The organism is Erwinia persicina NBRC 102418 (assembly GCF_001571305.1).
GTDB classification, from domain to species: domain Bacteria; phylum Pseudomonadota; class Gammaproteobacteria; order Enterobacterales; family Enterobacteriaceae; genus Erwinia; species Erwinia persicina.
Genome location: NZ_BCTN01000010.1, coordinates 163,912 through 178,143, shown reverse-complemented (window position 1 = coordinate 178,143; position 14,232 = coordinate 163,912). Strand labels below are relative to the sequence as shown.

Here is a 14,232-nt window from a genome sequence, read left to right as displayed (position 1 = left end):
GCGCATTAAACCGTAAACCCCGTTCGGCGTCAACGGCTTTGTCACAAAAAAGTCGTAAAATCCTGCCGACTGCCTGCTTTTTACCCGTACAGGCACACCCTGCTTTAGCTTAACGCCCCGTTTTTACGGCACAGCGCGAAGCTCAATACATCTTCCGCCAGACAGCGGGCGGTTTCCACGTCCTGAACCTGACGTTTCACCAGCAGTCGCGACAGACAGCCTTCAAGGATCAGTTCCATCTGATGCGCCACGCCTTCAGGATTATCCGTTTCCAGTTCGCTCAGCAGCTGGTGGGTGAACTGCCAGGAAGCCTGTTTCTGCTGCTCGGCAATCTGATGAATAGGGTGGTCTGGCTGCGGGTAGAAACTGCAGGCGGCAATAAACAGACAGCCGGGATAGCGCTGGTGATTGACCGCGTCAGCCAGCACCTGATAGCGCGCCAGCAGTTTTTGCCCGGCACTCTGGCTGTCATCCAGCAGTAGCTGGCGGCGCCAGGCCTCTATCTGCTGGCCATGGTAGCGCAGCGCGTCGTAAAGCAACGCATCGCGGTCTGGCCAGAAGCGCTGCAGTTCCTGCTCACTACAGTCCAGTTCACCGGCCATCATGGCAAGAGAGGTGGTTGCCGCTAACCCATGCTGTTCCAGCACGTTCAGAGCCTGTTCAAGTACTTGTTCACGCTGCACGCGGTTCTCCTCTTGTACGCTTCATTATCGAACCTTAGTGTCGTTTAACGCGCCAGTTTCTGCAAATGTGCACGGAAAGCGGCGGGTTTCATAAACCCGGTCACGCGTGAGTCGGGGATTTCATGACCCTGTGCATCAAAGAACAGCAGGGTCGGTAAACCCAGTACGTTCAGATGATCCAGCAGGGCGCGGTCCGCGGCATTACTGGCGGTAACATCGGCCTGTAGCAGCTGCGTATGCCCCAGCGCAGCCTGCACCTGCGGATCGCTGAAGGTGTATTTCTCAAACTCCTTGCAGGCCACGCACCAGTCAGCGTAAAGGTCGAGCAGGGTGATTTTTCCCGCACTGTTGGCCAACTTCTGATCCAACTGCTGCACATCACTGATGCGGGTAAACGTGAGCTGTGGGGCAGCTTCTGTCGTCTTCGCATCGCCAAATGCCCAGTCCTGTAAAGGACGCACGGCGATCAGCATCGCACCCAGTAACAGAATTTGCAGTACCCGCAGCCAGCCGCGGTGGCTTCTCAGAGTGCTGATAAATGCCCAGCCGAAGAAGGCAACGGCCAGCAGACTCCACAGGCGAACTCCCCAGGCATCGCCGATCACCCGCTCCAGCAGAAACACCGGCAGGGCCAGGATCACAAAGCCAAAGCCTTCTTTCACCGTCTGCATCCACGGGCCACTCTTTGGCAGCAGGCGGTTGCCGAACAGGGTAATGGCAATCAGCGGCAGGCCCATGCCCAGCGCATAAAGATAGAGCGTGCCGGCACCTGCCAGCATATTACCGCTTTGCGCGATATACAGCAGGATGGCACTGAGCGGGGCGGTAGTACAGGGTGAACAGATCAGCCCGGCCAGGGCTCCCATCATGAAGACGCCCGGCAGCGATCCCCCCTGCTGGCGGTTGCTCCATAGCGTCAGTCGGGTCTGCAGTGAAGAAGGCAGCTGCAGGGTAAACAGGCCAAACATCGACAGCGCCAGCACAATAAACACCACGGAAAGCCCGATCAGTATTGCAGGGGACTGTAATGCTGCCTGGAAGCGCAGCCCGGCAGCGGCGACCACGATGCCCATCAGGGTGTAGGTCAGCGCCATGCCCTGCACATAGACCATGGCCAGCGCAAACAGGCGCCCGGTACTGTAGCGGCGGTTCCCGCCAAGGATAATGCCGGAGATCAGCGGGTACATCGGGAGTACACAGGGAGTAAAGGCCACACCAATCCCGATCAGCAGCGCCCATAAGGGTGAGAAAGGCAGGTTGCTGCGGGTCGGCGGAGCAGGATCGGCCGTAGCGACAGGGGCAGGGGCGCTGTGGGCCGCAACGGCATTAAGCGGAACCGTACGGGTTTCCGGCGGATAACAGAAGCCGGCGGCAGCGCAGCCCTGATAGGTCACCGTCATCTCTGCACCGGCGGCGGCCTGGGTGACGGTGAACGGCAGCGTCAGGCTGTCAGGGTAGATCTCGGTTTTACCGTAGAACTCATCTTCATGAGGCTGGCCGGCGGGCAACTGCCATTCAGCGAGGGTGGCACCCTGAACGCCGATCTTGATCTGCTGCCGGTAAAGGTAGTAGCCAGGTTTGACCTGCCAGCTGAGGGTGAGCCGATCGTTCTTCTGTGTGAAATCAAACGTGAAGGCCTGATTGACCGTCACAAACTGGCTGTTGGCGTGGTTGTCAAACAACGATGCACCGGCGTTCAGGCTGAACAGCGTGGCAAACAGCAGGAATATCAGGGGAATAAATCGCTGGGTCATAACGGGTCTTGCTCTCTCCATGGGGGACCGACCAGGCGGAAAGGGAGATAATAGCATGACATTCCCTGGTGAGGGCCGTGCGGAACAGAACGGGACGACCGAAAAGAAGGCCGGCCCCTGCTAAGGGGCAGGGACCGGCCATTTATTCAATCAGCCGTTGGGCGGGTATTTTTCCCTTCGATCTGTCGGGACGGCTATTTTACCGTTCCTCTGTTCACCGCATCAGAGAATAATCCCCCCCAAAAGGAAGCCAAAGGCCACCGACAGCACAATCGCCAGCGTACCGGGGATGAGGAACGAGTGGTTGAAGACAAAGCGGCCGATGCGGGTGGAGCCGGTGTCATCCATCTCTACCGCCGCCAGCAACGTCGGATAAGTCGGCAGCACAAACAGGGCGGATACCGCGGCAAAAGAGGCCACGGCGGTCACCGGCGAAACGCCCAGCAGCAGCGCCGCAGGCATCAGTGCTTTGGTGGTGGCCGCCTGTGAGTAAAGCAGCGTAGAAGCGAAGAACAGGATCACCGCCAGCATCCATGGGAAGTCGTGAAGCAGCTCACCCGCGACCTGCTGGATATCGCCAATGTGGGCCTTAACAAAGGTGTCACCCAGCCAGGCGACGCCGAGCACGCAGACACAGGCGCTCATCCCTGATTTAAAGGTGCTGGCCCCGAGGATTTCCCCGGTATCGATCTTACAGGTTAAGCAGATCAGAGCGGCTACCGTCAGCATAAACACCACGATCGCTTCGTTACGCGGCAGTACCGGGTTCGGAATCAAACCAACGGCATCACTGATGGCGGTGGCATAGAACACCACGGCGATAATCCCCAGCAGCAGTAGCAGCACCGAGCGTTTTGCCCCCGGCTTTTCTTCAAACTTGCTGGCACCGCGCAGGGCGACTTCCCCTTTTGCCAGTCGGGCCTGATAGACTTCATCGTCCTTCAGTTCCTTACCGAGGAAGTTGGTGACCAGTGCTGCGATAAAGATCGCTGCCATCGTCGAAGGGATCGCCACCGCCAGCAGCATCAGATAGCTGATGCCTTTGGGCTCGAGGATACCGGCCATAAACACAACGGCCGCAGAAATCGGTGACGCCGTAATCGCGATTTGTGAGGAGACCACCGCAATCGACAGTGGACGGGAAGGGCGCACACCCTGCTCTTTAGCCACTTCAGCAATAACCGGCAGCGTGGAGAAGGCGGTGTGGCCGGTTCCTGCCAGCAGGGTCATCACATAGGTCACCAGGGGGGCCAGCAGCGTGATATAGCGCGGATGTTTACGCAGCAGTCGTTCAGCCAGGTTGACCAGGTAGTCCATCCCGCCGGCCACCTGCATGGCGGCAATGGCGGCAATCACGCCCATGATGATCTCAATCACATCGAACGGGATGGCGCCGGGTTTGATTTGAAAGCCCAGGGTCAGCACAAGGACCCCGAGGCCACCGGCAAAGCCGATGCCAATCCCTCCCAGCCGACTTCCCAGATAGATCGCGAGAAAGACGACGATAAGCTCAGGTAATAACATAGGGTGTTCCTTAATTTTTTTGCTAATAAACCGTTAAAATTTTGTGTGCTGCGAAAAGTAAAAAGGCACGTTGTTCAGTGAACACGTGCCTTAAAAGGGTGCTAATTATCGGGTCTGTTATTGTTCATTTTCATCGGTATAGCGTTTCGCTTTGTACACCGGGAACATCAGATTCTGCGTTGAGAAAATATCATCCAGCTCGCTTTCGGTCAGCAGGCCGCGCTCAAGCACCACTTCACGGACGCTCTTACCGGTTTCTGCACAGATCTTACCCACGATATCGCCGTTGTGATGGCCGATATACGGGTTGAGATAGGTGACAATGCCGATGGAGTTAAATACGTAGGCTTCACACACGGCTTTGTTGGCGGTGATACCGTCTACGCATTTTTCCAGCAGGTTGTAGCAGGCGTTGGTCAGGATATGAATGGATTCAAACATGGCCTGGCCAATCACCGGCTCCATCACGTTCAGCTGCAGCTGACCGGCTTCAGAGGCCATTGTCACGGTAATATCGTTACCAATGACTTTGAAACACACCTGATTGACCACCTCCGGCACCACCGGATTCACTTTGGCAGGCATGATTGACGATCCCGCCTGCAGTTCCGGCAGGTTGATTTCATTCAGCCCGGCGCGCGGCCCCGAGGAGAGCAGCCGCAGGTCATTACAGATTTTTGACAGTTTTACCGCCAGGCGCTTCAGCGAGCTGTGTACCATCACGTAGGCGCCGCAGTCTGAGGTGGCTTCAATCAGGTCTTCCGCCGGAACGCACGCCAGTCCGCTGACTTCGGCCAGCTTCTCTACGGCCAGCTGCTGATAACCATCCGGGGTATTCAGGCGGGTACCGATGGCCGTTGCACCGAGGTTGACCTCCAGCAGCAGCTCGGCGGTGCGCAGGATGCAGCGGATCTCTTCATTCAACAGGACGTTAAAGGCGTGGAACTCCTGACCGAGGGTCATTGGTACCGCGTCCTGAAGCTGGGTACGGCCCATCTTCAGGATAGTATTGAATTCCACCGCTTTACGCTGAAAGCCTTCACTCAACTGCCCGATAGCATCCAGCAGTTTTAAAATAGAGCTGTACACCGCGATGCGGAATCCGGTCGGGTAAGCATCATTCGTTGACTGGCATTTGTTGACGTGGTCGTTCGGATTAAGGAACTGGTATTCCCCTTTCTGATGCCCCATCAGCTCCAGGCCGATGTTAGCCAGTACTTCATTGGTGTTCATATTGACCGAGGTGCCTGCGCCGCCCTGATAGACATCGATCGGAAACTGATCCATGCAACGGCCATTATTCAGCACTTCATCACAGGCGCTGATAATGGCATTTGCCACGTTGCGCGGGATAGTCTGTAGCTCTTTATTGGCCAGTGCTGCTGCTTTTTTAACCATGACCATACCGCGGACAAACTCAGGAATATCGCTGATTTTGCTGTTGCTGATATAGAAGTTTTCAATCGCACGCAGAGTATGAACACCGTAGTAAGCATCCGCGGGAACTTCACGCATACCTAACAGGTCTTCTTCGATACGAATGTTATTAGCCATGAGAACCTTCTGTTGGGAATACCGGTTAAATCAATACAATTTAAGTGCCTGTTTCAGCGGCCAACATCCAGAGAATATCAGGCCGGGGAACGGCTGCCGCCGCATTTTATCCGTTTGCGTCAACCCGAGCACGATCATATTCTGTTGCGATGTAAAAGCCTGAATCCAGATCACTTAAACTGCCTGCTGAATCAAACAGTTTCAATCTTATGTGATCGTCCTCACAATGGAAGATGCAGAACGATTTTCCACATTTCCGGTTGAAAAGCGGGGCTTTCGTTCCCACCTTCTATACTATCGATCGTGACGATCGCCATTTTATGCCGCCGTGCAGTCTGCAGGGCGGCCCTTGATACAGGAGAACGCGGTGCGCTGGTTACCGTTCTTAGTGATATTTGCCCTGGTATGGATCGAGATCTCTCTCTTCATTCAGGTCGCCCACGTGATGGGTGTATTAATGACCATGCTGCTGGTGATCTTCACCTCCTGCATCGGTATCTCGCTGGTGAAAAACCAGGGGATGAAAAACTTTATGCTGATGCAGCAGAAGCTGAATGCCGGTGAAAGCCCGGCTGCCGAGATGATCAAGAGTGTGTCGCTGGTACTGGCAGGTTTCCTGCTGCTGCTGCCAGGTTTCTTTACCGACTTCATCGGTTTGCTGTTGCTGTTGCCACCGGTGCAAAAACATCTGACACTGAAACTGATGCCGCACCTGAAAGTCTGGCGTGGCCCGGGTGCAGGCCCCGACAGTGGATTTACCGTTGACGGTGAGTACGAGCGCAAAGAGTCAAACCTGATAGAGCACGATCGTCATAACGATAAACAGTAAGTGACGCTGCCTGGCCAAAACGGCGCTTTCCTGACGGGGCGCCGTTTTATTTTTGCCGGAACCGACAATTGTGCAAAAAACCACCAAACAGTTCAGTTAGCAAAAAAATTTCCTCCTGGCCCTTGAAAGGCCTCTCCTGCGACCGCATCTCATTCGTCACGAGGCCGGTTGCTCATGATGCCCGGCTTTCATCCCAAAACTGATTGGACTTCTCAAAGGAGAGCTAACAATGAAAATTCGTCCATTGCACGATCGTGTTATCGTCAAGCGTAAAGAAGTTGAATCCAAATCTGCAGGCGGCATCGTGCTGACCGGATCGGCGGCGGGTAAATCCACCCGTGGCGAAATCCTGGCAGTCGGTAACGGTCGCATCCTGGAAAATGGCGACGTGAAGCCATTAGACGTCAAAGTAGGTGATGTGGTCATCTTCAGCGAAGGCTACGGCGCGAAAACTGAAAAGATCGACAACGAAGAAGTCCTGATCATCTCAGAAAACGACATTCTGGCCGTTGTTGAAGCGTAAACAGCGCGTAATTCACTGAACGTAACGAATTTAAGGAAAAAGATAAAATGGCAGCTAAAGACGTAAAATTCGGTAATGACGCTCGCGTAAAAATGCTGCGCGGTGTGAATGTACTGGCAGATGCAGTAAAAGTTACCCTGGGTCCGAAAGGCCGTAACGTGGTCCTGGATAAATCTTTTGGTGCACCGACCATCACCAAAGATGGTGTTTCTGTTGCGCGTGAAATCGAACTGGAAGACAAGTTCGAAAACATGGGCGCACAGATGGTGAAAGAAGTGGCTTCTAAAGCTAACGATGCTGCGGGTGACGGTACCACTACTGCGACCGTACTGGCACAGTCCATCATCACCGAAGGCCTGAAAGCCGTCGCGGCGGGTATGAACCCGATGGATCTGAAGCGCGGTATCGACCAGGCGGTAATCGCTGCGGTTGAAGAACTGAAAAAACTGTCTGTACCTTGCTCTGACTCTAAAGCCATTGCTCAGGTCGGCACCATCTCTGCAAACTCCGACGAAACCGTGGGCGAACTGATTGCTCAGGCGATGGAAAAAGTGGGCAAAGAAGGCGTGATCACCGTTGAAGAAGGTACCGGCCTGCAGGACGAGCTGGACGTGGTTGAAGGTATGCAGTTTGACCGCGGTTACCTGTCCCCTTACTTCATCAACAAGCCAGAAACAGGCGCCGTTGAGCTGGAATCTCCATTCATCCTGCTGGCTGACAAAAAAATCTCCAACATCCGTGAAATGCTGCCAGTGCTGGAAGCCGTTGCGAAAGCCGGTAAACCACTGCTGATCATCGCAGAAGATGTTGAAGGCGAAGCGCTGGCAACGCTGGTGGTCAACACCATGCGCGGTATCGTGAAAGTGGCTGCGGTTAAAGCCCCTGGTTTCGGCGACCGTCGTAAAGCCATGCTGCAGGACATCGCTGTTCTGACCGGTGGTACCGTGATCTCTGAAGAGATCGGTATGGAGCTGGAGAAAGCGGGTCTGGAAGATATGGGCCAGGCGAAACGCGTTGTGATCAGCAAAGACACCACGATCATCATTGATGGTACCGGTGAAGAAGTGGCTATCTCTGGTCGCGTGACGCAGATCCGTCAGCAGATCGAAGAAGCAACATCTGATTACGACCGTGAAAAACTGCAGGAGCGCGTAGCGAAACTGGCAGGCGGCGTTGCCGTTCTGAAAGTGGGCGCAGCCACTGAAGTTGAAATGAAAGAGAAAAAAGCACGCGTTGAAGATGCCCTGCATGCAACCCGTGCAGCGGTAGAAGAAGGTGTTGTTGCTGGTGGTGGTGTTGCACTGGTACGTGTGGCTTCTAAGCTGTCTGAACTGCGTGGCCAGAATGAAGACCAGAACGTGGGTATTAAAGTGGCGCTGCGCGCGATGGAATCCCCACTGCGTCAGATCGTGGCTAATGCCGGCGAAGAGCCTTCTGTTGTGACCAACAACGTGAAAGCGGGCGAAGGTAACTACGGTTACAACGCGCAGACTGAAGAGTACGGCGACATGATCGACTTCGGTATTCTGGATCCAACCAAAGTTACCCGTTCTGCACTGCAGTACGCGGCTTCTGTTGCTGGCCTGATGATCACCACCGAATGTATGGTGACTGACCTGCCTAAAGGCGACGCGCCTGATTTAGGTGCTGGCGGCATGGGTGGTATGGGCGGTATGGGCGGAATGATGTAATTCTCCCCTGCCTTTTCTGTCGCGGTTAAAAGGACAGAAAAAAGCCAACGCCCGGTAAGGTGAAAGCCTTACCGGGCTTTTTTTTACTCATTTTGAGCTACTGGCAGGTCAGACTAAGCTGCTCGTAGAGAGCATCCTCATCGGTTGCATCCTTTAACTGATACTGAATGTCGCACTCATCGGTTGACTGGGCGATCTTCACATGAAAAGTGCCTTTGCTGTCAGCATTGTTGATAAAAGCCAGCCCTTCATCCACCGCTTCTGCGACTAGCCTTTTACCAATCCAAAGCGTGCTGCTCTTGGGTAATAGCTGGCCATTGGCTAAAGAGATCGTCATTAGCAGACGGGTTCCGGACAACATGTTTATCTGCACTTGTTTTACCGATCCCCGTGCGGGCCGCAGTGTGCGATGTCCGTTGCTGACATCGACATTTTTGGGGAGCTTATCAACGTCAACGTCAATGGCATTATCATGCCAGGGCGACAATGATGAAATGAGCGCCATTCCGCGCCAATCCGTCCAGGACGTTCCTGATGGCGAAATCACGGGCACCCCTGCCAGTGGGCGATTGAGGCTGAGTATGCCATAAGTATCCTGAACGCTACTGTTGCTAAAGGTCACTCCCTTATTGTGTACGACTAGTGAACCATTACCGTTAATACTGTAGTTACGCTGGTGCTGGTTATCCAACTGCACGCTGGTATTTACATTGGTGTAGCGCAGGTCGCTACTGAGTGAACTTTGCAACGAACGATTGCGATCTTTGCTGTTTTCCTCAACGGCGAGTTGCAAATTATTGCTGGTGCCCAGCGGGAGATTGATATCGCTGCCCATTATATTTCTCTGATTGGAGGAACGATAATAATGGCGGATACGTTTCTCGCCCAGTGGCCAACTCAGGTTAATATTGAGGCTTTTATTGCTCCTGTCGCGGCTTTTTGCCCGAGAGGCGCTGGTTGTGAGCTGTAACCCATTTTCGAAGCGCCGGTTCCAGGTAAGCATAGAGTAGCGCCAGCGATCGTTGTCGGGATAGCTGGTTGTCAGACTATGAGTGAATGAAAGTGTACCTAGTGTTTCGCTATTCCAGCTGAACCCCAGATTTAACTCTGAATTATCAGCACTGTAGCTCCACTTATCTTTGCGCCTCGCCCGCAAACTGGCTTCTTCTATTGAGGCATAACCCGGTGTATTTTTACTGGCTCCCAGCGACAGCGACAGATTTTTTGTCAGAGCATGGTTGCTGAAGACACGCACCTGCGCGCTTTTCTTATGCTGGTAATGGTCTTGCGCCAGCAGGACCTGTAATGAAAAGGACTGACCGGGCACCGACGCAATCTGGCCATTCATTGCTGCAGCAACAGACTGGTATTTGCCACTCAGCAATGATCCGGTACGCAGCGACATTCTGTTCAGAGGCTGCCAGTTTTTATTTAGCGTGAGTATGGCCGGGATCTTAGCGTCATCACTTGGCTGATCTTGTAATTTACCGAAAGACAGGCTGAAACCGCGGTTTTCAGGCTGGGACGTGTTCATTAACTGAATGGCGGGTACAATAAACTGTTGCGTCTCCCCGCTCGTTTCCAATACGGTAACGTCCAGTTCAGCGTTGCGGTTTTGCACCGGAATATTTGGCAGATGAAACGGACCCGCTGCAACCAGCGTACTGTAGATCAGCTGATTATATTGGCGTACCTCAACGCGGGCCTGAGAGGTACTGGCCATACCGTCAACAGAGACACCGGTTGCACTGTTGCTGTCAAGGGCATCATCGGGATAAAGCTGAAAGCCACGTAACTGGCCTAACGGAAAAAGTGTGTTTCTGGTGCTAATTTCGCCCGCCTGAAAAATTTTATTCAGACTACTGAGATAGCGTTCTACATAGGTGGAGTTGATGGTTGTGCTAATTTCTCCCTGATTATCCTGAACATTTTGTTGGCTGCGGATCATCCAGTTAGAAATATTAATTCCGCTGCTGAGTGATAGCCAACTGTAGCGTTGCTTTTGATATGCGCTTTTGTTCATGCTGGAGTAATAGTTGTAGTTTATATGGCCTGCGATGCCGCCATAATCACCGTTGCTCTCCTGCTGCAGCACATCAGGTGGGACAACGATGCTCAGTGTTTGTGACTCACTCTGCCAGGCAACGCTGGTGCCGGGTTGCTCACTAATCCAGTCATAGCACCCCTCTTTTGGATTACTATCCGAAACGGAGATCCCCAGAGCATCAAAAAGCGCCGGAGTGAAGCAAATAATACCTTGGTCATTCACATTAACTTGAAAAGAGGTTTTAAACGCACCGTTAAGGTTAATATCAACTAAATTTTCTCCGGGAGGGATTTCGTTCAACTTATCAAGGTTTTCCACCTGCTCAGATATGATCCCACGCCGCTTTAGCGCCTCGATATCCCAGGTTGTTTTCGTTGATTCTGGATGAGAGGCAGGTGGCTCGGAACCTTTGGCATGACCAAAGACCATCAGGAGTAATAACCCGCCGGCCAGAGCACCTGGTTTTTTTATGGCGAGGCTATCATTACATATGGTAAAAGTCCTTTTCACCATAAACATTAGTGCGATACAGGCATTTCAACGGTTCCGGTTTCATAACCATACTTGGACAGAGTTTCAATACTCACTTTTTGTAACTGTCCTGCCGTCTTATCATCTTTTATCTGCATGCTTAACGTCTGGCCAGGGAGAACATAGCTTTTTTCAAGGGGAGTTGCAGAACCTGAAGGCAGTAATTTTACATTCTGCGCAAGGCGGACAATATATTTTCCTGGATTCTTTACCGTCAATGTACTGCCACTCTGAGACCAGACAAGCTCTTTCCATGGATCGGCAATAAATGGCAGCCCTTTAGGGTGGATAATCACGGGTATATTATGACGAATATTCAGGGAGATATCGTTATTCCCTTCTGCTTTTTTGGGGCTGATACCCTCAAAAGTTACACGTTTTAAATGTTCCTTTTCTAAAGGTCGGTCGCTTTTTAGAATAAAACGCACGCGTTGAGTTTGCTGTGCACCTACTCGCATGACGGGTTGGGTCACCAGAAGCTTTGGCTGAGGATCGTCAGGTAAATCAGTGATTTTAACATAGAGCAGCGATTCTTCGGTTGCCATATTTTCGACATTAATACTTCCCCCCCCATCGGCTTCATTAATGAGTAACATTGATGACTCTGGTTTCATAATGGCGGACAAGGATGAGGCGAAAGTGATTAACATCAACGCGAGGGTTGTGTGCATTACGGTAAGAGACTTCATATTACCTCTGGTGTGAAAAGAGGGGACCCGAAAGGATCCCCTGAGAGATATTACAAGAAGAAATGATTACAGATAAACGAGGTCATAAGTTGCTTCACCGCTCAGTTCAATTTTGTCTGCCGCGTCTGAAGCTGACAGTGGATTGATGTAAGGATGAATAGTCAACCCAACTTCATGTGAGAAACCAATAGAAGGGTAGGACATTGCACTTTCTGTGCTCCAGGAGTAAATGCTCTTTTTCATTGCATCGAGCTTACCTGTGAACTTACTCCATTTTCCGTCTAATGACGCTGAAGAAATAAAGTTGGTCACTTTTTTTGCATCAATTTTTCCTGATTCAAAATCAATAAAGTATCCACCAACAATCGCACCGCTCTTCGTGGTACCCAGACTAAACAGGCCTGTATCTTTGACGCCACTTAATTCAACCTGACCAGCTTTTTCACCCAGATCCATCACCTGGAAACCAACAAAGGTTGGGCTTGGGCAGGTGATGTTCAGGCTAACGTTTTTATTTGGCAGAAGGGTGGTGCCACCATTCTGCTCCAACTGTGCTGCAGTTATTTTCCCCAGTGACAGGGTACTGGAGGTAGAGCCATTCACTTTGATATTACAAGTAGCAGGAATAATGCTACCTTCAAGTTTCATTGTTGCCTGTGAGTTAGCTGCATTTGCGACACCGGAAGCAGCGACACTGCTTAGAAGTGCTATAACGATGGCTGTTTTTTTCATTTCATATAGTCCTTTAATGATTTGATGGAGAATCTCAATGCATCTGTATCATTTTAAGTGATACATTTTCCTTTTTGGTGGAACCTAAAACAGATTGTTATATCTTTGTTGCGAATTCATTACTTCTTCGACATTCCTGGATTAATGAGTTTGTTGATTTTTATGGCTGCTTTATTAGCAATTATCCTGGTGAGATTTGTGAATGCCGAGGTTCTTTACCGGACGTGGAATATTGTCGGTGTTATCAGAGGTAAACCAGTTCAAAACTGCTGAGTCCCTCTATATTTACCGTGTCACTGTAATTATTTTTGAATAAAAACGGTGTAATAATTAAGCTGACTTTAACTGAACGTGCACTATGTGGCTGCGTCTGTTCTCCCCAGGAATAGACATTTTCCCCTTTAGCAGAGAGGTTACCCTGGGCGAGATTCCAGCTATTTCCTTGATCACGAGAGGCAATAATATTATCAGGCTGTTTGCCATCAACCGAAGAGAGCGATTTATTGATGCTGGCATAATAGCCCCCAATGGCCTGCCCGGAAGCCGTCAGGCCGAGACTGAATACAGTATTATCTCCTGAACCATCATGCTTAACATTGCCTGCATTTATTGCAATGTCCATAGGGCGAATGCCGAATAAGGTGGCTGCCGGGCAATTAATACTAACAATGATGTTTCTTTCTGGTAAGCGGATGCTTTTTTTTTCGGAGGAAAAATTAGGTGTATTCATTTTCCCAAGCTGCACTTTGCCACTGCTATCCATAGTGATATCACAGGAGCTGGGTAAAATCTCCCCCTGCAAAGTTAAGGATGCTTGTGATGTCGCATTACTTGAAGCGATAAAAAGAGCAGTGACAATAGTAATAATACGAAAGGGTATTAACTTGCTTACATTCACAGGTAATCCATTACGAGGTTAGTAGCTATATGTTGCATATAGAATCATAAAAATATTAAGTTTGTCAAGAATGAAATTGATTTATTGCCAGTCATGATGACTGGCATTGTTAATTAGAACTTTCCGAATAAAAAGGAAGGAAGCTTTTTTTTAAAATCCTGGATGCCTATTTGTCATCTTCTATTGGAAATTATTAAAATTAATATTCTTCTGGTAATGATAGCTATTACATTAACAATGATGACACTTTCCCCTTCTTTTTGCCTTGCAGGGATGTTTTTTTTTGTTGCTGAAAAGGGTATAAGTAAGGGGCGCGCAGCGTGGGCCTGAACAATGTTGGCACTGTTTTCTCAGGTAAAGAGTTGGAAAGCTTTCATGATGCCTGCTTGAAACTGATGATAATAAATGAGGATTATAATGCGGATTAACTTCCTGGGACTTTCTGTGGCGGCCCTGTTGCTGGCAGGCTGTAGCTCTTCTTCTAACACGCTGAGTTCTGCGGGCGAACGCGTCACCTTTACCGATCAGCAACCGGCCAGCAGTTGCCAGTTGCTGGGCAACGTGACGGGATCGCAAAGTAACTGGTTCTCAGGTTCCGGTGGCGAAGGCAGTTCACTGCGCGGCGCTGCAAATGACCTGCGTAATCGCGCCGCTGAGATGGGCGGCAATGTCATTTATGGTGCCACCAGCCCCACTCAGAACATCTGGTCCAGCTTCGCACCGCTGGACAGCAAAATGAGCGGCCAGGTCTATAAGTGTCCGTAATCGTTGTCGCCT

General features: G+C 51.1%; 12 protein-coding genes. 4 read left to right on the top strand and 8 right to left on the bottom strand.

Annotated features, from left to right (window positions below):
- Window positions 1–104 precede the first annotated feature (104 nt).
- The 4 genes from EPE01S_RS13130 to aspA form a co-directional block, all read right to left on the bottom strand.
- Window positions 105–683: a transcriptional regulator gene (locus EPE01S_RS13130; protein WP_062745772.1), complete on the bottom strand. Its 579-nt coding sequence runs from the start codon at window positions 681–683 to the stop codon at window positions 105–107.
- Window positions 684–727: 44 nt separating this feature from the next.
- The gene (locus EPE01S_RS13125) at window positions 728–2,437 is read right to left on the bottom strand and encodes a protein-disulfide reductase DsbD (RefSeq protein ID WP_062745769.1); all 1,710 of its coding nucleotides are present in this window, start codon (window positions 2,435–2,437) and stop codon (window positions 728–730) included.
- 222 nt (window positions 2,438–2,659) lie between these two features.
- On the bottom strand, window positions 2,660–3,961 hold the full coding sequence (locus tag EPE01S_RS13120; RefSeq protein ID WP_062745766.1) for an anaerobic C4-dicarboxylate transporter: 1,302 nt from the start codon (window positions 3,959–3,961) through the stop codon (window positions 2,660–2,662).
- Window positions 3,962–4,078: 117 nt separating this feature from the next.
- Window positions 4,079–5,515 carry an aspartate ammonia-lyase gene (gene aspA / locus EPE01S_RS13115; protein WP_062745764.1) on the bottom strand — a complete coding sequence of 479 codons (1,437 nt, stop codon included), beginning with the start codon at window positions 5,513–5,515 and terminating at the stop codon, window positions 4,079–4,081.
- A 367-nt stretch (window positions 5,516–5,882) separates the two neighbouring features.
- Here aspA and EPE01S_RS13110 point away from each other — a divergent pair, with 367 nt between their 5' ends.
- The 3 genes from EPE01S_RS13110 to groL all read left to right on the top strand — a co-directional run bounded on the left by EPE01S_RS13110 (window position 5,883) and on the right by groL (window position 8,558).
- Window positions 5,883–6,344: an FxsA family protein gene (locus EPE01S_RS13110; protein WP_062745761.1), complete on the top strand. Its 462-nt coding sequence runs from the start codon at window positions 5,883–5,885 to the stop codon at window positions 6,342–6,344.
- A gap of 229 nt (window positions 6,345–6,573) precedes the next feature.
- Complete coding sequence (locus tag EPE01S_RS13105) at window positions 6,574–6,867, top strand: co-chaperone GroES (RefSeq protein WP_062745758.1); 294 nt, start codon at window positions 6,574–6,576, stop codon at window positions 6,865–6,867.
- A gap of 47 nt (window positions 6,868–6,914) precedes the next feature.
- Window positions 6,915–8,558 carry a chaperonin GroEL gene (gene groL, locus EPE01S_RS13100; RefSeq protein WP_062745755.1) on the top strand — a complete coding sequence of 548 codons (1,644 nt, stop codon included), beginning with the start codon at window positions 6,915–6,917 and terminating at the stop codon, window positions 8,556–8,558.
- Window positions 8,559–8,655: 97 nt separating this feature from the next.
- On the opposite strand, the gene EPE01S_RS13095 is transcribed toward groL, so the two are convergent.
- From EPE01S_RS13095 to EPE01S_RS13080, 4 genes are all read right to left on the bottom strand, one after another.
- Window positions 8,656–11,124 carry a fimbria/pilus outer membrane usher protein gene (locus EPE01S_RS13095; protein WP_062745753.1) on the bottom strand — a complete coding sequence of 823 codons (2,469 nt, stop codon included), beginning with the start codon at window positions 11,122–11,124 and terminating at the stop codon, window positions 8,656–8,658.
- Window positions 11,124–11,825, bottom strand: coding sequence for a fimbria/pilus chaperone family protein (locus tag EPE01S_RS13090; protein WP_072277457.1), 702 nt, complete (start codon window positions 11,823–11,825; stop codon window positions 11,124–11,126). Before EPE01S_RS13090 ends, EPE01S_RS13095 begins: the two co-directional genes overlap by 1 nt.
- A 66-nt stretch (window positions 11,826–11,891) precedes the next feature.
- A complete protein-coding gene (locus tag EPE01S_RS13085; protein ID WP_084344202.1) occupies window positions 11,892–12,557 on the bottom strand; it encodes a DUF1120 domain-containing protein in 666 nt (221 codons plus the stop codon).
- Window positions 12,558–12,801: 244 nt separating this feature from the next.
- Window positions 12,802–13,455 carry a DUF1120 domain-containing protein gene (locus EPE01S_RS13080; RefSeq protein WP_157076018.1) on the bottom strand — a complete coding sequence of 218 codons (654 nt, stop codon included), beginning with the start codon at window positions 13,453–13,455 and terminating at the stop codon, window positions 12,802–12,804.
- 417 nt (window positions 13,456–13,872) lie between these two features.
- Between EPE01S_RS13080 and EPE01S_RS13075 the strand changes: the two genes are divergently transcribed.
- On the top strand, window positions 13,873–14,220 hold the full coding sequence (locus tag EPE01S_RS13075; protein WP_062745737.1) for a DUF4156 domain-containing protein: 348 nt from the start codon (window positions 13,873–13,875) through the stop codon (window positions 14,218–14,220).
- The last annotated feature ends 12 nt before the right edge of the window (window positions 14,221–14,232 follow it).

What these genes read in the sequence shown, in the direction of transcription:
- EPE01S_RS13125 (WP_062745769.1), bottom strand. Translation starts at nt 2,437, where the DNA reads ATGACCCAGCGATTTATTCCCCTGATATTCCTGCTGTTTGCCACGCTG.
- EPE01S_RS13120 (WP_062745766.1), bottom strand. Translation starts at nt 3,961, where the DNA reads ATGTTATTACCTGAGCTTATCGTCGTCTTTCTCGCGATCTATCTGGGA.
- aspA (WP_062745764.1), bottom strand. Translation starts at nt 5,515, where the DNA reads ATGGCTAATAACATTCGTATCGAAGAAGACCTGTTAGGTATGCGTGAA.
- EPE01S_RS13105 (WP_062745758.1), top strand. Translation starts at nt 6,574, where the DNA reads ATGAAAATTCGTCCATTGCACGATCGTGTTATCGTCAAGCGTAAAGAA.
- groL (WP_062745755.1), top strand. Translation starts at nt 6,915, where the DNA reads ATGGCAGCTAAAGACGTAAAATTCGGTAATGACGCTCGCGTAAAAATG.
- EPE01S_RS13095 (WP_062745753.1), bottom strand. Translation starts at nt 11,124, where the DNA reads ATGTTTATGGTGAAAAGGACTTTTACCATATGTAATGATAGCCTCGCC.
- EPE01S_RS13090 (WP_072277457.1), bottom strand. Translation starts at nt 11,825, where the DNA reads ATGAAGTCTCTTACCGTAATGCACACAACCCTCGCGTTGATGTTAATC.
- EPE01S_RS13085 (WP_084344202.1), bottom strand. Translation starts at nt 12,557, where the DNA reads ATGAAAAAAACAGCCATCGTTATAGCACTTCTAAGCAGTGTCGCTGCT.
- EPE01S_RS13075 (WP_062745737.1), top strand. Translation starts at nt 13,873, where the DNA reads ATGCGGATTAACTTCCTGGGACTTTCTGTGGCGGCCCTGTTGCTGGCA.